The 25,298-nt window shown below is 67.4% G+C and carries 24 protein-coding genes; 19 read left to right on the forward strand and 5 right to left on the reverse strand.

Features of this window, described 5'->3' with window-relative positions; translation table 11 throughout:
- Positions 1 to 14: 14 nt before the first annotated feature.
- Positions 15 to 707 (reverse strand): GntR family transcriptional regulator, encoded by a 693-nt coding sequence (locus BLR29_RS22130; protein ID WP_092139577.1) that lies wholly within the window; start codon positions 705 to 707, stop codon positions 15 to 17.
- A gap of 250 nt (positions 708 to 957) precedes the next feature.
- On the opposite strand from BLR29_RS22130, the gene BLR29_RS22135 reads away from it, so the two are divergent.
- From BLR29_RS22135 to BLR29_RS22160, 6 genes are all read left to right on the forward strand, one after another.
- The gene (locus BLR29_RS22135) at positions 958 to 2,163 is read left to right on the forward strand and encodes a pyridoxal-phosphate-dependent aminotransferase family protein (protein WP_092139579.1); all 1,206 of its coding nucleotides are present in this window, start codon (positions 958 to 960) and stop codon (positions 2,161 to 2,163) included.
- 119 nt (positions 2,164 to 2,282) lie between these two features.
- Positions 2,283 to 3,284, forward strand: coding sequence for a Bug family tripartite tricarboxylate transporter substrate binding protein (locus BLR29_RS22140; RefSeq protein ID WP_092139581.1), 1,002 nt, complete (start codon positions 2,283 to 2,285; stop codon positions 3,282 to 3,284).
- Between the two features lie 53 nt (positions 3,285 to 3,337).
- Positions 3,338 to 3,844 (forward strand): tripartite tricarboxylate transporter TctB family protein, encoded by a 507-nt coding sequence (locus tag BLR29_RS22145; RefSeq protein WP_092139583.1) that lies wholly within the window; start codon positions 3,338 to 3,340, stop codon positions 3,842 to 3,844.
- A gap of 10 nt (positions 3,845 to 3,854) precedes the next feature.
- On the forward strand, positions 3,855 to 5,381 hold the full coding sequence (locus BLR29_RS22150; protein WP_092139585.1) for a tripartite tricarboxylate transporter permease: 1,527 nt from the start codon (positions 3,855 to 3,857) through the stop codon (positions 5,379 to 5,381).
- The gene (locus tag BLR29_RS22155; RefSeq protein ID WP_092139587.1) at positions 5,378 to 6,172 is read left to right on the forward strand and encodes an enoyl-CoA hydratase/isomerase family protein; all 795 of its coding nucleotides are present in this window, start codon (positions 5,378 to 5,380) and stop codon (positions 6,170 to 6,172) included. The genes BLR29_RS22150 and BLR29_RS22155 overlap by 4 nt, the downstream gene beginning before the upstream one ends.
- A gap of 27 nt (positions 6,173 to 6,199) precedes the next feature.
- Complete coding sequence (locus tag BLR29_RS22160) at positions 6,200 to 7,453, forward strand: CaiB/BaiF CoA transferase family protein (protein WP_092139589.1); 1,254 nt, start codon at positions 6,200 to 6,202, stop codon at positions 7,451 to 7,453.
- A gap of 45 nt (positions 7,454 to 7,498) precedes the next feature.
- Here the strand turns inward: BLR29_RS22160 and BLR29_RS22165 are convergent, their stop codons facing one another.
- Positions 7,499 to 8,116, reverse strand: a complete 618-nt coding sequence (locus BLR29_RS22165; protein WP_092139591.1) for a PAQR family membrane homeostasis protein TrhA — start codon at positions 8,114 to 8,116, stop codon at positions 7,499 to 7,501.
- 169 nt (positions 8,117 to 8,285) lie between these two features.
- Here BLR29_RS22165 and BLR29_RS22170 point away from each other — a divergent pair, with 169 nt between their 5' ends.
- The 3 genes from BLR29_RS22170 to BLR29_RS22180 are packed head-to-tail and all read left to right on the forward strand — an operon-like array spanning position 8,286 to position 10,589.
- Positions 8,286 to 9,122: an ABC transporter substrate-binding protein gene (locus BLR29_RS22170; RefSeq protein WP_092139593.1), complete on the forward strand. Its 837-nt coding sequence runs from the start codon at positions 8,286 to 8,288 to the stop codon at positions 9,120 to 9,122.
- 50 nt (positions 9,123 to 9,172) lie between these two features.
- Positions 9,173 to 9,913 carry an amino acid ABC transporter permease gene (locus tag BLR29_RS22175; protein WP_092139595.1) on the forward strand — a complete coding sequence of 247 codons (741 nt, stop codon included), beginning with the start codon at positions 9,173 to 9,175 and terminating at the stop codon, positions 9,911 to 9,913.
- Complete coding sequence (locus BLR29_RS22180) at positions 9,906 to 10,589, forward strand: amino acid ABC transporter permease (RefSeq protein WP_092139597.1); 684 nt, start codon at positions 9,906 to 9,908, stop codon at positions 10,587 to 10,589. Before BLR29_RS22175 ends, BLR29_RS22180 begins: the two co-directional genes overlap by 8 nt.
- A 42-nt stretch (positions 10,590 to 10,631) precedes the next feature.
- On the opposite strand, the gene BLR29_RS22185 is transcribed toward BLR29_RS22180, so the two are convergent.
- A complete protein-coding gene (locus tag BLR29_RS22185) occupies positions 10,632 to 11,330 on the reverse strand; it encodes a dienelactone hydrolase family protein (RefSeq protein WP_092139599.1) in 699 nt (232 codons plus the stop codon).
- Between the two features lie 305 nt (positions 11,331 to 11,635).
- On the opposite strand from BLR29_RS22185, the gene BLR29_RS22190 reads away from it, so the two are divergent.
- From BLR29_RS22190 to BLR29_RS22200, 3 genes are all read left to right on the forward strand, one after another.
- Entirely contained in the window at positions 11,636 to 12,457 is an 822-nt protein-coding gene (locus BLR29_RS22190; RefSeq protein ID WP_092139601.1) for an alpha/beta fold hydrolase, read from the forward strand.
- 193 nt (positions 12,458 to 12,650) lie between these two features.
- The gene (locus BLR29_RS22195; protein ID WP_092139603.1) at positions 12,651 to 13,658 is read left to right on the forward strand and encodes a Bug family tripartite tricarboxylate transporter substrate binding protein; all 1,008 of its coding nucleotides are present in this window, start codon (positions 12,651 to 12,653) and stop codon (positions 13,656 to 13,658) included.
- 62 nt (positions 13,659 to 13,720) lie between these two features.
- Complete coding sequence (locus BLR29_RS22200) at positions 13,721 to 15,502, forward strand: IlvD/Edd family dehydratase (RefSeq protein WP_255371357.1); 1,782 nt, start codon at positions 13,721 to 13,723, stop codon at positions 15,500 to 15,502.
- 10 nt (positions 15,503 to 15,512) lie between these two features.
- Here the strand turns inward: BLR29_RS22200 and BLR29_RS22205 are convergent, their stop codons facing one another.
- Positions 15,513 to 16,439, reverse strand: coding sequence for a LysR family transcriptional regulator (locus BLR29_RS22205; protein ID WP_092139605.1), 927 nt, complete (start codon positions 16,437 to 16,439; stop codon positions 15,513 to 15,515).
- Between the two features lie 44 nt (positions 16,440 to 16,483).
- Between BLR29_RS22205 and BLR29_RS22210 the strand changes: the two genes are divergently transcribed.
- Positions 16,484 to 17,422, forward strand: a complete 939-nt coding sequence (locus tag BLR29_RS22210; RefSeq protein ID WP_092139607.1) for a dihydrodipicolinate synthase family protein — start codon at positions 16,484 to 16,486, stop codon at positions 17,420 to 17,422.
- Positions 17,423 to 17,455: 33 nt separating this feature from the next.
- Complete coding sequence (locus tag BLR29_RS22215; protein WP_092139609.1) at positions 17,456 to 18,184, forward strand: ribonuclease activity regulator RraA; 729 nt, start codon at positions 17,456 to 17,458, stop codon at positions 18,182 to 18,184.
- Positions 18,185 to 18,237: 53 nt separating this feature from the next.
- On the opposite strand, the gene BLR29_RS22220 is transcribed toward BLR29_RS22215, so the two are convergent.
- Entirely contained in the window at positions 18,238 to 18,555 is a 318-nt protein-coding gene (locus BLR29_RS22220; RefSeq protein WP_092139611.1) for a hypothetical protein, read from the reverse strand.
- A gap of 207 nt (positions 18,556 to 18,762) precedes the next feature.
- Here BLR29_RS22220 and BLR29_RS22225 point away from each other — a divergent pair, with 207 nt between their 5' ends.
- The 5 genes from BLR29_RS22225 (at position 18,763) to BLR29_RS22245 (ending at position 25,207) form a co-directional block, all read left to right on the forward strand.
- Positions 18,763 to 22,071 carry an ATP-binding protein gene (locus BLR29_RS22225; protein ID WP_092139613.1) on the forward strand — a complete coding sequence of 1,103 codons (3,309 nt, stop codon included), beginning with the start codon at positions 18,763 to 18,765 and terminating at the stop codon, positions 22,069 to 22,071.
- A 155-nt stretch (positions 22,072 to 22,226) separates the two neighbouring features.
- Complete coding sequence (locus tag BLR29_RS22230; RefSeq protein ID WP_092139615.1) at positions 22,227 to 22,475, forward strand: nickel-binding protein; 249 nt, start codon at positions 22,227 to 22,229, stop codon at positions 22,473 to 22,475.
- A 138-nt stretch (positions 22,476 to 22,613) separates the two neighbouring features.
- Positions 22,614 to 23,024 carry an FKBP-type peptidyl-prolyl cis-trans isomerase gene (locus BLR29_RS22235; RefSeq protein ID WP_092139617.1) on the forward strand — a complete coding sequence of 137 codons (411 nt, stop codon included), beginning with the start codon at positions 22,614 to 22,616 and terminating at the stop codon, positions 23,022 to 23,024.
- Between the two features lie 322 nt (positions 23,025 to 23,346).
- Entirely contained in the window at positions 23,347 to 24,777 is a 1,431-nt protein-coding gene (locus tag BLR29_RS22240) for a DUF2252 domain-containing protein (protein ID WP_092139619.1), read from the forward strand.
- 28 nt (positions 24,778 to 24,805) lie between these two features.
- Complete coding sequence (locus tag BLR29_RS22245; protein ID WP_255371358.1) at positions 24,806 to 25,207, forward strand: hypothetical protein; 402 nt, start codon at positions 24,806 to 24,808, stop codon at positions 25,205 to 25,207.
- Positions 25,208 to 25,298 lie beyond the last annotated feature (91 nt).

Here is a 25,298-nt window from a genome sequence, read left to right on the forward strand (position 1 = left end):
CGCGCAAGCCCGTGTCAGGCGGCGGCGTCCTGTGCGCGTTCTAGTTCGGCGATCAGTGCATCGTGCTTGTGCTGCAGGTGCGCGCGCAGGATGTCACGCAGCGCGGCGCCGTCGCGATTCGCCAGGGCATCGAGCATGGCGCCGTGCTCGCGCACCGCCAGGTCCCATTTGTCGTGGTCGAAGTTGGAGCGGAAGCGCAGCGCCTGAATGCGCAGATTGATTCGGCGATAGGTCTCCTCGAGGATCGGATTGCGGGCCGCCGCGTTGATCGCGTCGTGAATCCGCCGGTTGAGCGCGTAGTAGTTGGGCAGGTCGCGCCGGGCGTGGCACGCCAGCATTTCGAAGTGCAGCGCGCGGATCTCGTTGAGTTCCGCGTCGGTGATCCGCTGGCACGCCAGTTCGCCGGACATCGCTTCCAGCGCGCCCATCATCTCGAACAGGTGGTTGATGGATTCCTGCGACAACACCACCACCTCGGCGCCACGGTTGGGCAGCAGCGTCACCAGCCCGTCGGCGGCCAGCACCTTGAACGCTTCCCGCAGCGGCGTGCGCGAGACCTGCAGCAGGTCGCACAGCACTCGCTCATTGAGCCGCGTGCCCGGCGCCAGATCGCCTTCCATGATCATCGTGCGCAGACGCTGGGCAACCGCCACATGCAGGATCTGGCGGTCAACGGCCTGGGAGGGGGAGGTTGGATTTGTGCTCATCAGGGATCGTGTGGCTTGACAGTATTGTATTCAAAACATAATCTGGTGCAAGCACGAACTGCATTCCGGTGCCACTGGCCATGCCCGGATCAGCGCGATGATCGGCTGAAAAGCCTTGGTTTCATTGATTCATAAGGCTTTTTTGCGGAACGGACGGTGCTTGCGCCGCCCCACATTATCCCGCATGCCGGACCCGCAGTGCATCTCCGTTTTTTGAATACAAAATTCAAACCGAAGGACACGAGGCGACATGATCCGACTGAACTCCCATCCCAGCGGCCGGCACTTCCTGCAGATCCCGGGGCCGACCAACGTGCCCGACCGGGTGCTTCGCGCGATGGACTATCCGACCATCGACCACCGGGGCCCCGAATTCCAGCAACTGGGCAAGAAGGTACTGGCCGATATCCGCAAAATCTTCCAGACCGCGCAGCCCGTGGTGATCTATCCCGCGTCCGGCACCGGCGCGTGGGAGGCCGCGCTGGTCAACACGCTGTCGCCGGGCGACCGCGTGCTGATGTTCGAGACCGGCCACTTCGCCTCCCTCTGGAAGAAGATGGCCGACAAGCTCGGCCTGAATCCCGAATTCCTGGTCGGCGACTGGCGTCACGGCGTGGATGCCGCCGCCATCGGCGCCCGGCTGGCGGAGGATCGCAACCACGAGATCCGCGCGGTCTGCGTAGTCCACAACGAGACCTCCACGGGCGTGACGTCCGACATTGCTGCCGTGCGTCGCGCGATCGATGCGGCAGGGCATCCGGCGCTGCTGCTGGTCGACACCATCTCCTCGCTCGGTTCCGTCGACTACCGCCACGATGAGTGGGGCGTGGACGTCACCGTGTCGGGCTCGCAGAAGGGGCTGATGTTGCCGCCGGGGCTGTCGTTCAATGCGGTCAGCGCGAAGGCCGTCGCTGCGTCGGCAAAGGCGAAGCTGCCGCGGGCGTTCTGGGGCTGGGAAGAAATCATCGAGGCGAACAAGAACGGCTTCTGGCCCTACACGCCAGCCACCAACCTGCTCTACGGCCTGTCCGAAGCCTGCGACATGCTGCTGGAAGAGGGCCTGCAGAACGTGTTCGCCCGCCATCGCCGCCATGCCGAGGCCACGCGCGCCTGCGTCAACGCGTGGGGCCTGGAAGTCCTGTGCCAGAACCCCGCCGAATACAGTCCGGCGCTGACCGCCGTGGTCATGCCGGATGGCCACAGTGCCGACGCCCTGCGCAAGGTGGTGCTGGAGAACTTCAACATGTCGCTGGGGCAGGGCTTGTCGAAGTTGTCGGGCAAGGTTTTCCGCATCGGCCATCTTGGCGATTTCAACGACCTCACGCTGATGGGCACGCTGGCAGGCGTGGAGATGGGCCTGGCGCTGGCGGGCGTGCCGCATCACGCGGGCGGCGTGCTGGCGGCGATGAACAGCCTGCGTGCAGCCGCCGCGCAACCGGCATTGCGCGCGGCCTGACGAAGGCATGCAGGAGACAGAAGGAACCAGGTAGCAAACAGGGGTCGTCCGTCGAGGCGGCTCGATAAAAAAGGCCGATGCGCCCCAGAGCGCACGGCCGCCATCAAAGGAGACAAATCATGACGTTGCGTTACACCGCACGCGCCCTGGCGTGTGCATCGCTACTCAGTGTTGCCTTTGCCGCCCCGGCGTTCGCCTGGGAGCCCACCAAGCCGGTCGAGGTCGTCGTGCCGTTCAGCGCCGGAGGCGCCTCGGACCAGATGGCGCGCTCCATCCAGGGCATCATCGCCAAGCACAAGCTGATGAACCAGCCGGTCATCGTCGTCAACAAGGCCGGCGCCAGCGGCGCGGAAGGCCTGATGGACACCAAGGCGTCGAAGGGCGATCCCCACAAGCTGCTGGTGACGTCGTCCGCGCTCTACACCGTGCCGATGGTCAGCCAGCTGCCGTTCAACTGGCGCGACCTGACGCCGGTGGCGATGGTGGCGCAGGATGAGTTCGTGCTGTGGACCAACGCCGAGTCGCCCTACAAGACCCCGACCGACTACCTTGCCGAGGTGAAGAAGACGCCGTCCAAGTTCAAGATGGGTGGCACCAGCTCCAAGCGCGAGGACCAGATCATCACCGCGCAGGTGGAACGCAAGGCCGGCGTGCGCTTCATCTACATCCCCTACAAGGGCGGCGGCGAAGCCGCGACGCAGCTCTCCGGCAAGCACATCGACTCCAACGTCAACAACCCGTCCGAATCCATCGGCCAATGGCGTGCCGGCGAACACCGTGCGCTGTGCGTGTTCGCGCCGGAACGGATGCACTACGCGGCCAAGATCACGGCCACGCAGAGCTGGGGTGACATTCCGACCTGCAAGGAAGTGGGCCTGGACGTGCAATACCAGATGCTGCGGGTCTTCATGCTGCCGGGCGGCGTGACGCCGGACCAGCAGAAGTTCTATGTGGACCTGATGCAGAAGGTGGTGGCCACGCCGGAGTGGAAGGAATACCTGGAAAAGAATGCGCTCAAGAACGACTTCCTGACGGGCCAGAAGCTGACCGATTTCCTGACGGCGGATGAAAACCGCCACAAGGACATCATCAAAGAGGCCGGTTTCGTCGCAGCCCGATGATTGACTCGCCCTCTCCCTGCTTGCGGGAGAGGGCTTCGTCGCAGGAGACACCCATGAGTGAACACACGCAGGAGCCTGCCGCGCCGGCGGCGATCACGGTGCGTACGGCGGAGATCGCCGTCGCGCTGCTGATTGCCGCCGGCGCGGTGGTCGTAATGGTCAGCAACTACCAGATCGGCGCCGGCTGGGCGCCGGACGGCCCGCAGGCCGGCTATTTCCCGCTGCGCATCGGCGCCATCATCTTCGTGGCCTGCCTGGCCGTGTTGTGGCAGGCATGGCGCACCAACTCGCAGGACACCTTCGTCACCTGGCCGCAGCTGCGCCAGGTGGCCGTCATCCTTGTGCCGCTGAGCGTCTACGTGGCGATCATCGCCTTCCTCGGCATCTACGTGGCGTCCGCCATCTTTATCGCGGGCTTCATGCTGGCCATCGGCAAATTTGCGTGGTGGCGCGCGATGCTGACCGCCGTGGCGATCAACGCGGTGCTGTTCTGGATCTTCGAAATGCAGTTCCGCGTACCGCTGCCCAAGGGGCCGCTGGAAGCGGCGTTCGGGTTCTGAGGAGACAGGGATGGAAGAACTCAATGCATTGATGGGCGGCTTCGCGGTGGCGATGTCGTGGCACAACGTCGGGCTGATGCTGGTCGGCATCCTGCTGGGCATCGTGGTGGGCGTGCTGCCCGGCCTGGGCGGGCCCAACGGCGTGGCGATCCTGCTGCCGCTGACGTTCTCGATGGAACCGACCTCGGCCATCATCATGCTCTCCTGCATCTACTGGGGCGCATTGTTTGGCGGCGCGATCACGTCGATCCTGTTCAATATTCCGGGCGAGGCATGGTCGGTGGCCACCACGTTCGACGGCTATCCGATGGCCCAGCAGGGCGAGGCCGGCCGCGCGCTGACCTCCGCCTTCACGGGATCGTTCCTCGGCGCGCTGGCGGGTGTGCTGCTGATCACCTTCCTGGCGCCGCTGGTGGCCAAGTTTGCGCTGCGCTTCGGGCCGCCGGAATTCTTTGCCGTCTACTTCCTCACGTTCTGCAGCTTCATCGGCATGGGCAAGGAAGCCAAGCCAAAGATCGTGATTGCGATGTGCATCGGCTTTGCGCTGGCCGCCGTCGGCATGGACACCGTGTCGGGCACCTTGCGCATGACGTTCGGGTCGACGGAGCTGCTTCGCGGCTTTGATTTCCTGGTGGTCGTGATCGGCCTGTTCGGCATCAGCGAAATCCTGATGACGATGGAGGAGGGCATCGCCTTTCGCGGCAAGCGCGCCAACATCGACCTCAAGGTCGTGCTCAAGACGTGGGCGGAACTGCCACGTTACTGGATGACGCTGATCCGCTCATCGGTGATCGGCTGCTGGCTCGGCGTCACGCCGGGTGGCGCCACGGCGGCGTCGTTCATGGGCTACGGCGTGGCCAAGCGCTTCTCGCGCAATCGCGAATCGTTCGGCCGTGGCAACGTCGAGGGCGTGATCGCTCCCGAATGCGCCGCACACGCGGCCGGCACCAGCGCATTGCTGCCGATGCTGGCATTGGGCATCCCCGGCTCCGCCACCGCCGCCGTGCTGCTGGGCGGCCTGATGATCTGGGGCCTGCAGCCGGGGCCGCTGTTGTTTGCCGAACAGAAGACGTTCGTCTGGGGCCTGATTGCGAGCATGTACCTCGGCAACCTCGCCGGGTTGATCGTGGTGCTGTCCACCGTACCGCTGTTCGCCGCGATCCTGCGCATTCCCTTTGCGATCATCGCGCCGCTGATCCTGGTGGTCTGCGCCATCGGCGCGTTCACCGTGCACAACGCCATGTTCGACGTCTGGCTGATGTTGATCTTCGGCGTGATCGGCTACGTGCTGAAGAAGCTCGACTATCCGCTCGCGCCACTGGTGCTGGCGCTGGTGCTCGGGGACCGCGCCGAGGATGCGTTCCGGCAGACCATGTTGATGTCGCAGGGGCAGATGGATGTGTTCTGGTCCAACGGCCTGGTGGGCACGATCATGGCGCTGGCCGTCGTGGTGCTGGTGTGGCCGCTGATCGGCGGGCTGGTGGAAAAGACAAGGCGCCGCAAGGTGGTGTCGGCACAGCCGGGGGGCGCGGAATGAGCGAAGCCGCCCAGGACCAGACGCTGCTGGTCACGCGCGATGACGCCATCGTCACCCTCGTGCTGAACCGGCCGGCCAAGCTCAACGCGTTCACGCTGGACATGTGGCGCCAGCTTGGCGAGGCGTTCCGCGCGCTGTCCGCCGATCTGTCCGTGCGCTGCATCGTCGTGCGCGGCGCCGGGGAGCGGGCGTTCTCGCCGGGCAACGACATCGGCGAATTCGCCACCACGCGCGCCAACAAGCCACAGGCCGTGGCCTACGGCGCCGTGATGCACGCCACCGCGCAGGCGATGCTGGATTGCCCGCATCCGGTGGTGGCGCAGATCCACGGGATCTGCGTGGGGGGCGGACTCGAAGTGGCGGCGATGGCGGACATCCGCATCTGTGGCGAGAGCAGCCGCTTCGGCGCGCCGATCAAGAACCTGGGCCTGGTCATGGCCCATGCCGAAATGGCCCCGCTGATCCGCCTGATCGGCACCTCGCGCACGCTGGAATTGCTGTTCGAAGGGCGCATCGTCGGCGCGGCGGAGGCGTACGCGATGGGCCTCGTATCGCGTGTGGTGCCCGATGACAAGGTCGCTGACGAAGCGCTCGCCACGGCGGCGCGGATCGCCTCGGGCGCGCCGCTGGTGGCGCGCTGGCACAAGCGCTTTGCGCGGCAGCTGGCGGAGGGCAAGCCGCTCGCGCCCGCCGATATCGACGCGGCGTTCGACTGCTTTGACACCGAGGATTTCCGCACCGGCTATCGGGCCTTCCTGGCCAAGGAAACGCCGGCGTTCTCGGGCCGCTAGGGCGGCCCGCTGCCAAGGAGCATGCCGATGTCCGATTCCCCCGACCCGCAGGCCGGCGCACTGGCCGGCCTGCGCGTGCTGGAACTCGCCCAGATCATGGCCGGCCCGACCTGCGGGATGATGCTGGCCGACCTTGGCGCCGACGTCATCAAGATCGAGAAGATCGATGGCGGCGACGATGCGCGCGGCTATCGCGAACCCACGATCAACGGCGTCTCGGCGCCGTTCCTGATGCTCAACCGCAACAAGCGCGGCATCGCGCTGGATCTCAAGCGCCCGGAAGGCCGCGAGGTCTTCCTGCGCATGGTCCGCAATGCGGACGTCGTCATCGAGAACTTCCGCAAGGGCACGCTGGAAAAGCTCGGCCTGGGCTACGACACGCTCTCTCGCGAAAACCCCGGACTGATCTACTGCGCGATCTCGGGGTATGGCCGCACCGGGCCGTACGCGGACAAGGGCGGCTTCGACCTGATCGCGCAGGGCTACACCGGCCTGATGAGCATCACAGGCGAGGAAGGCGGGCCGCCGCTGCGCACCGGGAACTCGATTGCCGACATCAACGCCGGGATTCTCGCGGCGTTCGGCATTCTGGCGGCGTATCAGCATCGGCAGAAGACCGGACGCGGACAAGTCGTGGAGACGTCGCTGATCGAAGCCGGGTTGCAGCAGTTGTACTGGCACGCGGCCATCCACTTTGCCACCGGGGAATCGCCGGGCCCGAGCGGGTCCGCGCACGTGCTCGCCACGCCGTACCAGGCCTTTCCGACGCAGGACGGGCACATCATCGTCGGCGGCGCCAACGAGAAGAACTGGACGCGCATCGCGCAGGTGCTGGGCCAACCCGAATGGGTGGAGGACCCGCGCTACCGGCTCAATGCGGACCGCATGCGCCATCGCGATACCTTGCTGCCGGCGATGGCCGAAATCCTCATGACGCGGCCCTCGGCCGAGTGGCTGGCGGCATTCGACGAGGCCGGCGTACCGGCCGGGCCGGTGCATTCGATTGGGGAGGCGCTGAGTCATCCGCAAACGCTGGCGCGCGGCATGGTGGTGCGCCAGCAACACGCGGAGGCGGGGCCAATCCGTACGCTCGGCTTGCCGATCCATTTGTCGGAGACGCCGGCGCGATACCACAGCGCGTCACCCCGGCTGGGCGAGCACACGCGGGCGCTGCTGGCCGAATGTGGCTACGAGCCAGCCGAGATCGCGGCGATGCTGGAAGAGGGAGTGGTGTCGGAAGTGGCCGCGCCGGACTCGGCGGCGGCCGTGACGGAGGTGTAGCGTCAGCCTGGGTCGCCCGGCCTAGCGCCGCGCAACCGACATCGATTAGCTAACGTAATAAAGGATGCTGACGAACTGGCAGATGCTGCCCGCCAATACGAACAGGTGCCAGATGCCGTGGAAGTGGCGCACCTTTTCGTCGAACAGGAAGAAGCCGATGCCGGCGGTGTAGGTGGCGCCGCCTGCGACCAGCCAGTACAAGCCCGCGCGCGGCAGCGCGGCGGCCAGCGGGCCGAACGCGATCAGCACCAGCCAGCCCATGATCACGTAGATCGCGAGCGACAGGATGCGTGTGCGATGCCCAATCCACAGTTCCTGGACGATGCCGATGACCGCCAGGCCCCAGTTCACGCCGAACAGCGTCCAGCCCCAGGGGCCGCGCAATGTGACGAGCGCGAAGGGCGTATAGCTGCCGGCGATCAGCAGGTAGATCGCGCAATAGTCCAGTCGGCGGAAGATGTCCTTCGCCGGGCCGCGCACGCTGTGATAGACGGTGGAAATCGTATAGAGCAGGACCAGCGTGGTGCCGTAGACCGCCGAACTCACCACCTTCCAGGCATCGTGGTTGAGGGCGGATGACGTGACCAGCACCGCCATGCCGGCGGCAGCGAGGATCGCCCCCGCGAGGTGGCTGTAGCCGTTGAACCGTTCGCCGCGATACATCCCCGGAGCTCCGTTCCGTTTGTGGACAAGCGGCCATTCTGGCACGGATTTGCGCACCGTCTGTCGCGTCAGCGCAAACGCGGAGCATATCGTTCTGCGAAACCATTCGTTCCTGCGGCGTCGCCGGGTCGCTATCGTCTGCACCATTCTGACTCACACGATAACTACCATGCACTTCCGTACGCATCTGCTGCGCGCCGCGCTGCCCGTGGTCGCCACTTTGGTCGCGTTAGTCACATTTTCCGCGCCCGCCCACGCCGACCGGCTGGACGACATCAAGCGCGCCGGTGTGCTACGCGTGGGCGTGTTCGACGCCAACCCGCCGTTCGGCTTTGTCGATGCCAAGACCAGTGCGCCGGTCGGGCTCGACGTCGACTATGCCAACGAGATCGCCAGGCGCCTGGGCGTGAAGGTGGAATTCCGCGCGACCAACCCGGCCAACCGTATTCCGCTGCTGGCCTCGCAGAAGGTGGATATCGTCGCGGCCAACTTCACGATCACCGACGAGCGCCGGCAGCAGATCGCGTTCTCCACGCCGTACTTCGCCAGCGGCCTGCAGCTGATCGCCAAAAAGGGGGCATTGCGCCAGCCGGACGACCTCAAGACCTGGCGCCTGGGCGTGGACAAGGGAACGACGCAGGAAACCACGCTGCGCCAGAAGTATCCGGAGGCGCGCGTGATTGCCTATGACGACTCCCCGCTGGCGCTCGGTGCGCTGCGCAGTGGCGCCATCCAGGCGTTTGCGCAGGACGGTGCCAAGCTCGGCGCGCTGCTGGCCACGCTGCCGAACAAGGATCAGTTCGAGATCTCGCCATTCACGCTGACGCGGGAATACATGGGCGTGGGCATCCCGAAGGGCGAGGAACGCCTGACGGCGACCATCGACCAGATCCTGCTGGACCTGGAGAAGAGCGGCGTGGCCGCGAAGATCTACGACAAGTGGTTCGGCCCGCAAAGCACGGCGCCGCTGGCGCGGGACTTCACGATCGGGAGCACGGTGAAGTAAAGAGGGGCGGCGGACCCGCGCCACGGCGCCGGCATCCGCCGCTGTGAATCATGCACGCCATGCTCTGGCAATCGCTGCCGCCCAAGTACCTTCAATGGCTGCTGGGCGGCTTTGTCATGACGATCGCGCTGTCGCTGGCGGCGTTCGCCATCGGCTGCACGCTGGCCGCGGTCTGGCTGCTGATGCGCCGCTCGCCGTGGCGTCCGGTGCGCTGGACGGCCCGGCTCGCCGTGGCCTTCCTGCGCAAGACGCCGCTGCTCGTGCAGTTGTTTTTCTGGTATTTCGGTGCCGCGCAGTGGCTGGGAGACGGCGCCATCGGCGCAATCTCCGACTGGCGCGGCATCGCGCTGGGCGCGGTCACGCTGCCGGCGCCGTCGCTGGAGGCACTGGCGGCGGCGTTCGGCATCGGCCTCTATGCGAGCGCATTCTATGTGCGTGAGATCGAAGCCGGCCTCGCCAGCGTGCCGCCGGGGCAATTCACGGCGGCACTCGCGCTCGGCTTCGCGCCCGGGGCGGCGTGGCGCCGTATCGTGCTGCCGCAAGGCCTGCGCATCGCCGCGCGGCCGATGGTCGGGCAGTTTTGCATGACGATCAAGAACACGTCGCTGGCCATGGCGATCGGCTTCGCCGAACTCTCCTACACCGCAAGACAGGTGGAAACCGACTCGCTGCTGGCCTTCCAGGCGTTCGGCGTGGCCACGCTGCTCTACGTGGCGCTGATCCTGCTGCTGCAGGCCGCCGCGCCGCCCTTGTTCCGCAGGATGAAGTGGACCGGTGCGATGCATGCCTGATACCGCGCTGCATCTCGTCGCCGGCCAGCTGCCGTACCTGCTCAAGGGCGCGTTCCCGCAGGGCGCGCTCGCTGGCGCAGCGCTCACGCTGTGGATGGCGCTGCTGGCCTGCCTGGGCGCCACGATTGTTGGCATCGGGCTGGCGTGCTGGCTCGAACTGGCGCCGGCCACCGTCGCGCGGCCGGTCCGTGCCGGCCTGGCTTTCCTGCGGGCGATTCCCGTGGTGATGCTGATCTTCTGGACGTACTTCCTGCTGCCGATGCTGGCCGGCGTGCAGGTGGGGGAGGTCTCGACCGTTGTCGTGGCCCTGGCGGCCATCGGCGCGTCATACATCGCGCAAACGATGTCGGCCGGGTTCGCCGCCATCGGCCGGGGCCAGCATCAGGCGGCGCTGGCGCTCGGCATGACGCCGGCGCAGTCGCTGCGGCTCGTCTTGCTGCCGCCCACGCTGCGGGCGATGCTGCCGTCGCTGGCCAACACGTGGGTATCGCTGACCAAGGACACGTCGCTGGCCTACGTGGTCGGTGTGGTCGAGTTGTCGACGGCCGCCACGCAGGTGAACGGCCGCAACATGGGTTATGCGATGGAGATCTTCGCGGCCGTGGCCGTGATCTACTTCATCGTGTGCGCGGCGATCGAACAGATCGGCCGGCGCGGCCTGCGCCGCATGCGCTGATGTGAGCTGACCTGAGTTGACCTGATCTGACCTGAGCAGAAGTTAGCGCATGGCCTGAAACCACTTCAGCGTGCGCGCGTTGGCCTCTCTGGCCGCCGCATCCACGTAGTGCACGCCGTTGATGCGCGCAAACGCGTGCTGGCAGCCCGGGTAGGAATGAATTTCCACATGCGGGCTGTCCTCCAGTGTCTCGATGATCGTCGCGCGGGCTTCCCTGGGCACGAACTCGTCTTCCTCGGCGATGTGCATCAGCAGCGGTTTCGAGATCGTTGGCGCCTCGCCGAGGTGCTTGTCGATGCCGACGCCGTAGTACGACACGGCGGCATCCGCGCCGGTGCGCGTGGCGGTCAGGAAGGCCAGCAGCCCGCCGAGGCAATAGCCCACCGTGCCGACGCCGCCGGTCACGCCCGGCTGCTGGCGGACTGCGGTGATCGTCGCGTCGATATCGGCCACGCCCTTGTCGACGTCAAACGCGCCATAGAGCGCCAGCGCCTTCTTCCATTCGGCCTCGGTCTGGTCGGTCAGCTCCACATTGGGTTCCTGCCGCCAGTACAGGTCCGGGCAGATCGCCACGAAGCCCTCGCGCGCAAAGTTGTCGCAGGTCTCGCGCATGTCGGCGTTGATGCCAAAGATCTCCTGGATGACGACGATGGCCGTGCCGCGCGCATTGGCGGCCTCGGGCGTGGCGAGATAGGCGGCGAATTTGCCGTCCGGCACGGCGATGGTGATGCGCTGGCCCATGACAGATCTCCTGTTGGCGGAACCCGGTTGACGGCAAAGCGGACCAGATCAGCTTAGCAAACGGATCGCACCGCCGTCGCGTGAATTCTTGTGAAGCCTGCGCCTCACGCCTTGCCTTTGTCCGGTCGATGGCATTTCATGAATCGTTTGCCGGCGCGCCGCATGCCGCCGTGGCGGGCTTCATCCTTGCTTCATCCCGGTTTCATCGCAGTTCCCCTTGTGTCGCCGCAGCGCCTTCGCCATGCGCCGTGGCCGACCCGTACCGATCGTTCTTCCTCAATCCGCCCTCGCAAGGAGCACGCATCATGCCTTTCGCAATTGCCAAGGATGGCACCGACATCTATTTCAAGGACTGGGGAACCGGTCGCCCGATCGTGTTCTCGCATGGCTGGCCGCTCAGCGGCGACGCCTGGGACGCGCAGATGCTGTTCTTCGTGCAGCAGGGCTTTCGCGTGATCGCGCATGACCGCCGGGGCCACGGCCGCTCGGGCCAGCCGTCGGAGGGCAACGACATGGACACCTATGCCGACGACCTCGCCGCCGTGCTGGAGAAGCTCGGCATCCAGGGCGCGGCATTGGTCGGCCACTCCACGGGCGGTGGCGAAGTGGCGCACTACATCGGGCGTCACGGCACGAAGCGCGTGGCGCAGGCCGTGCTGATTGGCGCCGTGCCGCCGCTGATGCTCAAGACCGCGACCAATCCGGGCGGTCTGCCGATCGATGTGTTCGATGGCATTCGCAAGGGTGTCGCGGGCAACCGCTCGCAGTTCTACAAGGACCTGGCCCTGCCGTTCTACGGCTTCAACCGGCCGGGCGCCACGCCCTCGCAGGGCACCATCGATGCGTTCTGGGCACAGGGCATGGCTGGCGGCATCAAGGGGCAGTACGAGTGCATCAGGCAGTTTTCGGAGGTGGACTACACCGAGGACCTGAAGAAGATCGACGTGCCGACCCTGATCCTGCACGGCGAGGACGACCAGATCGTGCCGATCGACAATGCCGGCCGGATGTCGGCAAAGATCGTCAAGGGCGCGGTGCTCAAGACCTATCCCGGGTTCTCGCACGGCATGTGCGAGGTCAACGCCGACGTGATCAACGCGGACCTGCTGGCATTCCTGAAGCAGTAGGCCCCGCGCCGTCTGCGCCGGCGCCCGGATGTGCGGGCGCAGACGATAAGAATTTTTTGGTTAATCCGTCTGAAAATCGCTTTTTTCTTCTTCCGGCTGGGGCCAGACTGTGGCCTGCAGCGCGTCCTCCGGCCCAGAGAGGCCGGCCCCCGGTTTTCCGCGCTGTCTACATAACAATGACACCGGAGACCCCATGACCCACCTCACCCGCGCGGCCCGTCGCCGCATGCTGCTGGCCGGAATGGCCGGCCTGGCCACGACCACGGCGCTTCGTGTCTCCCCGGCCTTCGCCGCGTGGCCGGACAAGCCGATCCGGCTGGTGGTGCCGTATCCGCCGGGTGGCGCGACCGACGTGATCGGCCGCATCATCGCCACCAAGCTCAGTGAAGCGCTCGGCCAGCAGGTGGTGGTCGACAATCGCAGCGGCGCCGGCGGCAATATCGGCGCGGAGGTGGTCGCCAAGGCCGCACCGGACGGCTACACGCTGCTGATGGGCGCGCTGACGTCCCATTCGACGATGGCCACGCTGGAGCGCGGCAAGCTGCGCTATGACCTCGTCAAGGACTTTGCGCCGGTGATGGTGGTAGGCTCGGTGCCACTCGTGGTCGTCGTGAATCCCAAGCTGCCCGTGCATACGCTGCAGGAACTGATCCAGTTTGGCCGCGCCAACCCCGGCAAGCTGAACTACGCGTCGTCGGGCGCCGGCGCGCCGCAGCGCATGGCCGCCGAAATCTTCCGCAAGGAGGCCGGTATCGACATGGTCCATGTTCCCTACAAGGGCAGCGGCCCCGCCATGACCGACCTCGTGGCCGGGCAGGTCAACATGATGGTGGAGACCGTGCCCGCCGCGCAGCCGTTCATCAAGGCCGGCCAGTTGCGCGCGCTGGCCGTGGCCGCGCCCAGGCGGATCTCGATGCTGCCGGACGTGCCGTCGGCCGTCGAGGCCGGCATGCCGGCGCTCGACGTCAGCTCCACGTTCGGCGTGCTGGCACCCGCGGGCACCCCCGCGCCGGTTGTCGAGCGCCTGAACGCGGCCATCGCCAGAATGCTGGAAGCGCCCGATGTGAAAGACCAGTTCCTGAAGCAGGGCGTCTATGCCCTGAGCCCGACCTCGCCCGACAAGGCCGCGGATCGCCTGCGGACCGAGGTCACCCGCTGGGAAAAGGTCATTACCGACGCCCAGATCAAATCCGATAGCTGACCGGCGGCTTCATCGCCGGCTTCAGCGCCAATCCACGCGCGACTTCATCGCCCATTCGAATCATGACCCAGACACCCAAGGACACGCCCCCCAAGGACACGACCCCCGCATCGACCGACGCCGGCCAGCCCGGCGCGGGCGGCCTGCGCAAGGGCCTGACCAACTACGGCGACCTCGGCTTCTCGCTGTTCCTGCGCAAGGCGTTCATCAAGGGCTCCGGCTATACGGACAGCGCGCTCGATCGTCCCGTGATCGGCATTGCCGATACCGGCAGCGCCTATAACCCGTGCCACGGCAACATGCCCCAGCTGCTGGACGCCGTGAAGCGCGGCATCATGCTGGCGGGCGGGTTGCCGATGCCCTTCCCGACGATCTCGGTGCACGAGAGCTTTGCCGCGCCTACCAGCATGTACCTGCGCAACCTGATGTCGATGGACACGGAGGAGATGATCCGTGCCCAGCCGATGGATGCCGTGGTGCTGATCGGCGGTTGCGACAAGACCGTGCCGGCGCAGCTGATGGGCGCGGCGTCCGCTGGCGTGCCCGCGATCCAGCTGGTGACCGGGGCGATGCTGACGGGCTCGCATCGCAGCGAGCGCGTGGGCGCGTGCACGGACTGCCGCCGCTACTGGGGCAAGTTCCGTGCGGGCGAGATCGATGCCGAGGAGACCGCCGACGTCAACAACCAGCTGGTGGCCAGCGTGGGCACCTGCTCGGTGATGGGCACGGCCAGCACGATGGCCTGCCTGGCCGAGGCGATGGGCATGAGCCTGCCAGGCTCGGCCACGCCGCCGGCCGTGACCGCCGACCGCATCCGCATGGCCGAGCTGACCGGCGCGCGGGCGGTGGCGATGGCAAAGGAGCGTCTGACGATCGACCGCATCCTCACGCCGGCGGCGTTCGAGAACGCCATGCGCGTGCTGCTGGCCATCGGCGGGTCCACCAATGGCATCGTGCACCTGGCGGCCATCGCCGGACGCATGGGGCTGGATATCGACATGCAGGCGCTCGACCGCATGGGCCGCGAGACGCCTGTGCTGCTGGATCTGAAGCCGAGCGGCCAGCACTACATGGAGGATTTCCACAAGGCGGGTGGCATGGCCACGCTGCTGCGCGAGTTGAAGCCGCTGCTGCGCCTGGACGCGCTGACGGTCACGGGCCGCACGCTGGGCGAGGAAATCGAGGCGGCCGGCCCCGGCTTCAGGCAGGCTGTGGTGCGCACGATTGCCGATCCGATCTATCCGCAGGGTGGCATCGCGGTGCTGGGCGGCAACCTCGCGCCGGGCGGCGCCATCATCAAGCAGTCCGCCGCCGATGCGAAGCTGATGGAGCACGAGGGCCGCGTGGTCGTGTTCGAGGACTCGCAGGACCTGGTCGATCGCATCGACACGGACGACCTCGATGTGCAGGCGGACGACATCCTGGTGTTGCGCAACATCGGCCCCAAGGGTGCGCCGGGCATGCCGGAGGCGGGCTACATCCCGATCCCGCGCAAGCTGGCGCGCGCGGGTGTGAAGGACATGGTGCGGATTTCCGATGGCCGCATGAGCGGCACCGCGTTCGGCACGGTGGTGCTGCACGTCACGCCGGAAGCGGCGGTGGGCGGCCCGCTGGCGCTGGTGCGTACCGGTGACCGCATCCGCCTGAGTGTCAGCCGGCGCGAACTGAGCCTGCTGGTGCCGGACGAGGAACTCGCGCGGCGGCGCGCGGCGTCGCCGGTGGTCGAACCCAGCGCACCACGCGGCTACCTGAAGCTGTTCCTGCAGACGGTGACGCAGGCTGATCAGGGCGTGGATTTCGACTTCCTGCGCGCGCCCGAGACCCGTGGCAAGACGCCGGAATAGCGCCGTGGTCTCAGGCTTGCCGCGTCGCCTTGCGTCGCGTGCGCGGTGCCGCCGCCTCGGCGCGGGCGGTGCCGAACAGCGCGCGCGCCTCGGCCAGCAGCGCCTCGGCCAGCGTGGCGCGGGGGCCGTGCGTGGCCCAGATCAGGCCGACACGCCGCACCGGCGCGCGGTCCGGCAGCGGCAGGCGGGCGATATCGAGCCGCCCGTCCCACATCGGCGCCCAGTCCGGCACCAGCGCCACGCCCAGGCCCTCGCTGACCAGCGCGGCGATGACCATCAGGCCGTCGACTTCCAGCCGCTGGTGCGGCCGCAGGTTGTGGTCGCGCAGGTAGCGGTCTGCCAGCTGGCCGCCCAGCACCGAGCGGTCGTAGCGGATGAACGGCTGGGTCGCCAGCAGCGCGTGCGGGTCCTGGCCGGCCATCGACGCCGGCGCCACCACCACCAGCGGTTCGGCGATGAATTCTTCCCACTGGTAGCCCTTGGCCACGGCGAACTGCGGCTCGACGACGATGGCCGCGTCCAGCTCGCCGCGCACCAGGCTTTCGCACAGCTCGATGGAGCGGCCGGGTTTGACGAACAGGCTCACGTTGGGATGCTGGCGATAGAGCCGCCCCAGCAGCGGCGGCACGATGCTGCCCATGGCCGTGACGAACGAGCCCAGCCGGAATTCGCCGAGCGACGCATCGCCGCTGGCCACCGTGTTCATGTCGCGGATGTCGCGAATGATCTGCCGGGCACGGTCCAGGATGCGGATGCCGGCCTCGGTTGGCACCACGGATCGGCCCGCGCGCCGCACCAGCGGCACGCCAAGCTCTTCCTCGAGCGCATGCAGCCGGGCCGCGATTGCGGCCGGCGTCAGGTCCAGCCGGCGCGCCGCTTCCGCGAGCGAACCGACATCGACCACCGTAACGAAGCTTTGCAAGAATCGGACGTCCATCGTGGCATGCTAGCAAACTTGCCACTTCCCATGCAGGAGCCACCATGCCATTGACCGCTGACGCCCGCGGCGTCTTCCCGATTGCCCCGACCCCGTTCTTCGACGACGGCTCGATCGATACCGCATCGATCGACCGGCTGACCGACTTCTACGTCGCCTGCGGCGCCACCGGCATCACGGTGCTGGGCCAGCTCGGCGAAGCCCCCAAGCTGGAACACGCCGAATCCGTGGACGTGGCCGCGCGCATGATCCGTCGCGCGGGGCAATTGCCGGTGGTGGTGGGGGTGTCGGCGCCCGGTTTTGCGGCGATGCGCGCGCTCACGCGCGAGGTCATGGACCGTGGCGCGGCCGGCGTGATGATCGCCCCGCCCAACACGCTGCGCACCGACGACCAGATCGTCGGCTACTACCGCCAGGCGGTGGAAGCCATCGGCGCCGACGTGCCATTCGTGATCCAGGACTATCCGCTCACGTTCTCCGTCCAGATGACGCCGGGGGTGATCCGCCGCATCGTGCAGGACCTGCCGTCGTGCGTGATGCTCAAGCATGAAGACTGGCCGGGGCTGGAGAAGATCTCCACGCTGCGGGGCTTCGAGGCGGACGGATCGATGCGCCATGTCTCGATCCTGTGCGGCAACAACGGCCTGTTCCTCGACTACGAGGTGGAACGCGGCGCCGATGGCGCCAACACGGGCTACTGCTTCCCGGACATGCTGTGCGATGTGGTGCGCCTGCATGCGGCGGGCCAGCGCGAGGCCGCCCATGACCTGTTCGACGCCCACCTGCCGCTGCTGCGCTACGAGCAACAGCCCGGCGCCGGGCTGGCCGTGCGCAAGTACGTGATGATGCGGCGCGGGCTGCTGACGTCCGCCGCGCAGCGCAAGCCGGCGGCGACCATGTCGGCCACGGCGCGTGCCGAGGTCGATCACCTGCTGACCCGCCTGGCCCGCCATGACGCGCGCGCCGCCGCCGCGCTGGGCTGAGGCATTTCCCTTTCCTTCCGCTTGGATCGCACCATGACGACCGAATCGCTCGCAATCGACCCCGCCATCCGGGATGCCCTGCAATCCGTCTCCACGGCCACGCTGACCACGGTGCTGCTCAAGCACGGCCTGCGCAACGTCTGGCTGCGCGGCACGCGGCCGCTGGCGCCGGGGCTGCCGCGCATCGTCGGGCGCGCGTTCACGCTGCGCTTTGTGCCGGCGCGCGAGGACCTGGCCACCCCAGCCTCGTGGGCGTCGCCTATTTCCACGCGCGCCGCCATCGAGGCCATGCCGGCTGGCTGCGTGGCGGTGGTGGGCGCGCTGGGCGTGACCGATGCCGGGATCTTCGGCGACATCCTCTGCGCGCGGATGCAGAAGCGCGGCGTGGCGGCGCTGGTGACGGATGGCGTGGTCCGCGATGTGGCGGGCGTGCTGCAAACCGGACTGCCGGTCTGGTGCCAGGGCACGGCGGCGCCGCCGTCGGTGGCGGGGCTGACCTTCGTCGGCTGGCAGGAGCCGATCGACTGTGGCGGCGTGGCCGTCTTCCCCAACGACGTCATCGTGGTCGATCAGGATGGCGCCGTGCTGATTCCCGCCGCGATGCTCGCCGACGTGGTGGCCGCATCGGTGGAGCAGGAGCGGCTGGAGGGCTGGATCATGGAAGAGGTCGACCGTGGCACGCCGCTGCCCGGACTCTATCCGCCCAACGAGGAAAACAAGGCGCGCTACGCGGCGTGGCGGGCGGGCCAGGGGGTGTCCTGAGGGTGCCCCGGGCGTCCTGGTGGCGTCCTGATGGCGTCCTCACGGCGTCCCGATCAGGCTAACGGATCGATGACCCGGTAGATTTCCCACCGCGCCGTCCCCGACACCACGAACGGCTCCAGTTCACGCCCCCACTGGGCGTGCGCGGCGATCTTGCCCAGCTCGGCCCACGCGCGGTCGAGCTCGCCCAGATCGGCGACTTCCCACTCGTGAACCACCGTGGCTTCCCGCGCGCCGACGGAGCCGGTGAGAAGCCGGCCACGCAGTAGCCCCGCCTGTGGCGCGATGTCGCGCGCCCATGCCTGCAGGCGGCCGATGACCTCCTGCTTGTGCCCGAAACGGGCGTCGATCTGCCACCTGGCGATGAGCATGATGAGCCTCCTCTGTGGTCTGGAAGTGGGTGGGGCCATGTGCTACCTTGATCTCAGCACGCCGGCCTGCAGCGCCTGTGACATGCGTTGCGTTGTCGCTGCACGGCTTCACTATGCGTGGCCACCGTTGGCACCACCGTTGATACGGCCGTGCCGGACCGCTGGCCACGCAGCGACGGCGCGGCCATCGACCCAGGGAGGTGCGACATGGCAGCGAGCGAGGACATCGCACATACCGATGCCGGCCTCCCGCCTCCTTCCGTGCGCCTGCTGGGCGACTTGTCCGTCATGCGCAATGGCCAGCCGGTGCCGCTACCCGCTTCGCGGCGCACACGCGCGCTGCTCGGCTACCTCATCGCCACCGGCGCGCCGCAATCGCGCCAGGCCCTGTGCGACTTGCTCTGGGAAGGTCCCGACGATCCGCGTGCCGCGCTGCGCTGGAGCCTGACCAAGCTGCGTCCGGTGCTGGATGATGCGGCGGCCGTCCGGCTGGAAGCGGACCGCGAGCGCGTCACGTTTGCCGCGCATGGCGCGCCCGTCGATATCGTGCAGCTCATGTCGCTGGTTGCCGACGGCGCGCAGACGGCATCGCTGGCGTCGCTCGAAGCCGCCGCCGCGCTGCTGCACGGCGAGTTCCTGGCCGGACTGGACCTGGCCAACTGCTATCGCTTCTATCACTGGTGCGCCGCCGAGCGGGAACGCTACGACGCGGTGCGTCATGACGTGCTGACGACGCTGATCGCCCGTTTGCAGGACGATCCGGCGCGCGCCTTGCCGCACGGGCGCGCCCTGGTCGCTGCCGAGCCGCTGGCGGAGTCCGCCCACGCGACGCTGGTGACGTTGCTGGGGGCGGCGGACCGCTACCCTGACGCCGAGCAGCACTATGCGTACGCGCGGGACCTGCTGCGGCGCGAGCTGAGCGCCGCCGATCATGGTCCGCTGGACGACGCAATCCACCGGGCGCGCCGCGCGGTGCAGGCGGCCAGCCATCGCGCCGGCCCGGCACCGGCGCCCGCAACCGCGCCGCTTGCGGGCGAGGCTGCGGAGGCGCTCGGGCTGCCACACCCGTCGCGGCCGCAGCCGATGCCGACATCGATTCCTTTATCGATACCCGCATCGACGCCGACAGCCGCATCGCAGCAGCCGTTGCCATCGCCATTGCTGCCGCCGCTTCCACCGCTCACCGGGCGCGAGGCGGAGCGTGCGGCGATTGCCCTGCTGGCAGCAGGCGGCAGCTCGCCGGGCCTGACCATGTTTGTTGGCGAGCCGGGCCTGGGCAAGACGCGGCTGCTCGACCATCTGGCCGCGCTGGCACAGGCCGCTGGCCGGCGCGTGTTGCGCGGCCGCTGCTATGAGGCGGAAATGGTCCGCCCATACGGACTCTGGCTGGATGCGTGGCGAAGTGTTGGCAATGCGGAAGGCGATGTGGGCGGCGGCGGGGCCGCTGATGGCGCCACCCTTGCGATGGCACCGTTCGGTGCCGCCACGCCCGGCGACGAAGCCATCGACCATGAGGCGGGTCGCGCCCGGCTGTTCCAGTCCGTTGCCGATGCCTTGCTGGCGCTGGCGGCGCGGCAGCCCGTGGTCCTGACACTGGATGACCTGCAGTGGATCGACGAAGGATCGGCGGCACTGCTCCACTACCTCGTCCGCACGCTGCAGGGCGATCCACGCGTCGTGCTGGCGGGCGCGGCGCGCCCCGGGGAGGTCGACGACAACCGCTGCGCCACGCGCATGCTGCATGCGCTCGCACGTGCGGGATTCATGATGCGATTCGACCTCGCACCGCTGTCGGCGGGGGAGATCTCCGCGTTGCTGGCGTCGGCGGGCGCGACGCTCGATGCGCGGGCCGTGGCGCGCGAAAGTGGCGGCAACCCGCTCTTTGCGCTGGAGATCGCGCATGCCGCGGGGCAGGGCGGACAGGAGGGGCAAGGGAGTCAAGGCGGGCGGACGCTGGACGCGCTGGTGGCGGACCGGCTGGATGCGCTGGATGCTCCCGCGCGCGAGCTGCTGGTGTGGGCGGCGGCCGTGGGCCGCGCGGTAGCGCCGGAATGGCTGGCCGGTCTGGCGAACATCGCCGAAGCGCAGGCGCTGGCCACGCTCGACCGCCTGACACGGCGCGGCCTGTTGCGGACCGGGGCCGACGGGCTGGTGGACTTCAGTCACGATGTGGTGCGACAGGCCGCGTACCGCAGCCTGTCGCCGCCGCGCCGGCGCATGATGCACCGGCTCATCGCACGCCAGATGATCGCGGCCAGCGCGGACGATCCGCGTCTGCACGGCGAAGTAGTTCACCACGCCAGCCTGGCCGACGACGCGGCAATGACCGCGCAGGCCTGCGCCGATGCCGCCGAGCAATGCCTGCGCGTCTACGCCAACGGCGAGGCCGCCGCCGTGGCCGACCGGGGTCTGGCCACGTTGCCGCGCCTGCCGTCAGGTGCCGCGCGGGTGCGGCTGGAGATCCGGCTGCTGCGCCTGCGGGTGATGGCCGCCGCCGGATGCGGCGCGAGCCGGCTGCCGGCGCTGGCCGACGCCATCGAACGTGCCATTGCGGATGCCGATGCGCTCGCGCTGCACGATGCCGCCGCCAGCGGCCTGCACATCCTGTCGTGGCTGCGGCAACAAGGCAACGATGTGGAAAGCGTGCGTCGCGCCACGCTGGCGGCGGAGCGCATGAGCCGCAAGGCGGACGCCGCCACGCGTTGCCAGCAACTGGCCAATACGGCGCGATGCCTGCTGGAAGTCGAAAGCGACCTGCCGCGTGCGCGCGCGATGCTTGGCGAGGCCGACGCGCTGGCGCAGACGCTGGATTTGCAGGTGATCGAACTGCTGTGGGGGCAAGGGCTGCTGGCCCGCGTCGATGGCGGCGCCGAACCGGCGCATGCGCAGGTGGCACGGGCTTGCGCGCTGGCACAGGCGCGGGGCGATCACTGGCGAGAGTACGAGTGCCGCGTGTGGCTGGCGACGCTCTCGTTCGAGCTGGGACGCGACGAGGCGGTCATCGCCCTTGCCGCCGAGATCGGCGACGTGGCGCGGCGCATGGGGGAATCGGGCGCGCCGTTTGCCGATGCGCTGGGCGCGCTGTCGGCCATCCGGCGCGCGCATGCAGCGGAGGACCCGCTATCGGACAGCGCGCTGGCGACGGCGCTCGGCGCATTGCATGCCAGCGATGACAAGGCGCATCTGGCATATGCGCTCAATGCGGCGGCGCAGCTAGCCATGGCGCGCGGCCAGTGGGACGTGGCCGCCGCGTGCGCGCATGATGCGCTGGCGGCCGCGCGCGTGGTGCGGCGCCTGACGGAGGCGGCCATCGCCACGGCCTGCCTGGCACAGTCCGCGGCGGCCAATGGCGATGGCGACGCCCAAGAGCAATGGCTAGCCGAACTTCGCTGGCTGATCGCGGGCCAGCGGCCCGGCGCGCGCGCCGTCGCGGCGCTGGAGCGGGCGCTGTCGTCGCCGTTGTCGGCGCCGCTGCCGTTGTCGCTGCCGGCCCAGGCACCGGGGCGGGAGGGATGATGGGCCAACACGCGGGTCGCTCCGACGCGCTCCGATTGCCGCCCGCTGTCGCGCGACGTGGAAGGTTCGGCACTTCACCTCATTCCAACGCTCGTGCCAACGCGACGTCGCTAGTCTGAAAGCGTTCTCACCTCAGTCCCTGAAAGGAGCCAGCCATGTCACGCATCATTGTGGAACGCAGCTTTGCCACGCCGCAGTCCGACGAGGACATGAAGGTCGTGGCCGATCGCGAGCGGCCGTGCCTCGCGCTGTACAACGTCACCTGGAGACGCAGCCTGATCGCGGCCGATCGCATGCGGATGGTGTGCGAGTACGAGGCGCCCGATGCCGAGACCGTCCGCAAGATCCAGCATGAGGCCGCGGCGGCGTTCGACCGCGTCTGGGTGGGCGACGTCGTCGAGTGAGCGGGCATGCCGCGCACGGCGGGCACGACGCGAATCCGCGAGGGAAAGTGGCGGAAGGGTGGGGCGTGACGTGTCGGGTACACTGCCGGCTGGCGTCTTCCAGGCGCCGCCCCAACGACTCCGACACGACAGATTCCCATGAAGAACCTCTCCCTGTTTCTCGCTGCCGTCGCGCTCGCTGCCTCCGGCGTTGCCAGCGCCGCCGCGCCCGCCCCGGAAACGCTGCCGTCCGGCGTGGTGGTCCAGCACCTGACCAAGGGCACGGGCGCATCGCCCAAGGCCTCGGACTCCGTCAAGGTGCACTATCGCGGCACGCTGACCGATGGCACCGAGTTCGACAGCTCGTACAAGCGCGGCCAGCCGATCTCGTTCCCGCTCAACCGCGTGATTCCGTGCTGGACGGAAGGCGTGCAGACCATGCAGGTAGGCGGCAAGGCCAAGCTGACCTGCCCGGCGGCCACGGCCTACGGCGCGCGCGGCGTACCCGGCACGATCCCGCCGAACGCCACGCTGAACTTCGAAGTGGAATTGCTGGGCATCGGCAATTGAGCTGACTGCACGAACCCGGCAACATGCTGACGCGCTCCCTCGGGGGCGCGTTTTTTTTGGCTGATCGCGGTCTTCCAATGGCACTGACTGGCTGTTCCAGATGCTGCAGTCGGCACAATCACGCCCGCCCGATGCCAAGACACGATAGGAAATCTCTGCCGGACCGGCACGGCAATTCCCCACGAGGCCATTGGATTGCACCTAACCTGTAGTGAGCGGGATGCTCGCCGAAATGCGTTGTGGCGCGTATGGGCGGGTGAGTGTGTGTATGCCCCAATCGGGTGGGCGTCCTCGCTTGACCAATAGCAAGGAGACGATCCGTATGGCCAAGGCAAATAACAAGAAGCGCAACCGGGCAGAGGAAGAACGGACTTCCGCATCCACCTACCTGACGTCGGACGAGCGCGCCGCCAAGGGTCGGGCTTTGCGTGACGACGTGCCACGCTCTTCCCAGTCGGGATGGAGGCCCGCGGACAATCGCCGGGACCCGGTGGCACTGCTGGAGGAATCAAACGCGGGCCGGATACTGGACCTGGTGCCTATTCGCTTTGGCCGCATGTCGGCGTCGCCTTTTGCCTTCTATCGGGGCGCGGCCGCAATCATGGCTGCCGACCTGGCAACCGTCCCGTCCAGCGGCATCCGCGTACAGAGTTGTGGCGATGCGCACCTGATGAACTTCGGTGGGTTCGCCACGCCAGAGCGCAATATCATCTTCGACATCAACGATCTCGACGAAACCCTTCCGGCTCCCTTCGAGTGGGACCTGAAGCGACTCACCGCCAGCATCGTGATCGCGGCCGACCATTTGGCGCTCCCCAGGAGCGACGCGGCGCGCGTGGCGACTGACTCCGTGCGCGAGTACAGGGAGCGGATGCATAACTTCGCGGGGATGCGCGCGCTGGATGTCTGGTACGACCGTATCGACCTGCAAAAGTACGAGGATCGCACCGGCGATCCCAAGGTCGTCGAGGCCACGCGCAAGCGGCTGGCCGAACGCATTGAGGCGGAACGCCGCAAGTCGACGCCGGACCATCTCTATCCAAAATTCGTTGCCGAGCAGGGCTCACATCCGAGAATAAAGGACGAGCCGCCGCTGATCTTTCATCCGACGGAAGAAATGGTGGGCGGGCAGTCATCGGGTTACGAGGAGGCGATCGCAAGGTACCGCGAAAGCTTGCCAGACCACACCCGGATGCTGTTCGACCGCTTCCATTTCTTCGACCTGGCCATCAAGGTGGTCGGTGTCGGCAGTGTCGGCACGATGTGCGCAGTGTGTCTGTTCATGGCGGCGGACGACGATCCTCTGTTCCTGCAGGTGAAGGAAGCCCGGGCGTCGGTACTGGAACCTTATGCGGGCAAGAGCGTGTACGACAATCACGGCCAGCGCGTCGTCGTGGGGCAGCGCCTGATGCAGGCCGCAAGCGATGTCTTCCTCGGCTGGACACTCGGCAACCATGGTCGGCACTTCTACATTCGCCAGTTGCGAGATATGAAGCTGTCCGCCCTCATCGAGGATTGGGATAGCGACACGCTCAGGCAGTACGGCAGGATGTGCGCGCATGCCCTGGCCCGTGCACATGCGAGGACGGGAGATGCCGCGATGATGGCCGGTTACATGGGCTCCGGCCAGACGTTCGACGACGCAATATGCGAGTTCGCGACTGAATATGCGTCCCAGAACCGCAGCGATTTTCGGGGCTTTCTCGCAGCTATTCGGGAAGGACGAATTCAGGCGACGATCGAGGAAATCTAGAAACAGAATCGGACGAACAATCCGGGCCATGAACGGTCGTGAACGCCCTCGGGTGTTCACCGCGCCGTCCACGCGAGAGGCGGATGATGCGCTGCCAAACGCTCAGGGCTACGACGAAATGCGCTATGTCGGTCTGTACCACCTGAACGCCTACACCTATGCGGTGCCGCAGATCTTTGACCTGTGGACGGACCCTCAAGAACGATACGACCTGTTCATGAACAACTTCACGGAAAGCACCTGGACACTCGTGACGTTCAATCAGGCGATTGGTGAGTTCATGAAGACCTACATCAAGTATCCACCACGCAAGCTGCAGAGCGAGGCCTACTCGGGGCCGATTACCTTGACGCAATACCAGCGGCTGCAGTACGTCCGCGAAGCGTTGCAAAAGGAAGGGTTCAATATTCCGCTGCCTAACGGCAACTGACGACCTATCGCGTGGCGGAAGTCGGGGCACGCCTTGTGCACCCGGCTTCGCCAGCGGGCTTCCGACCTGCAGCGAGAGCGCGAGATGCTGC

It is taken from the genome of Cupriavidus sp. YR651 (genome assembly GCF_900101625.1).
Taxonomy (GTDB): Bacteria; Pseudomonadota; Gammaproteobacteria; order Burkholderiales; family Burkholderiaceae; genus Cupriavidus.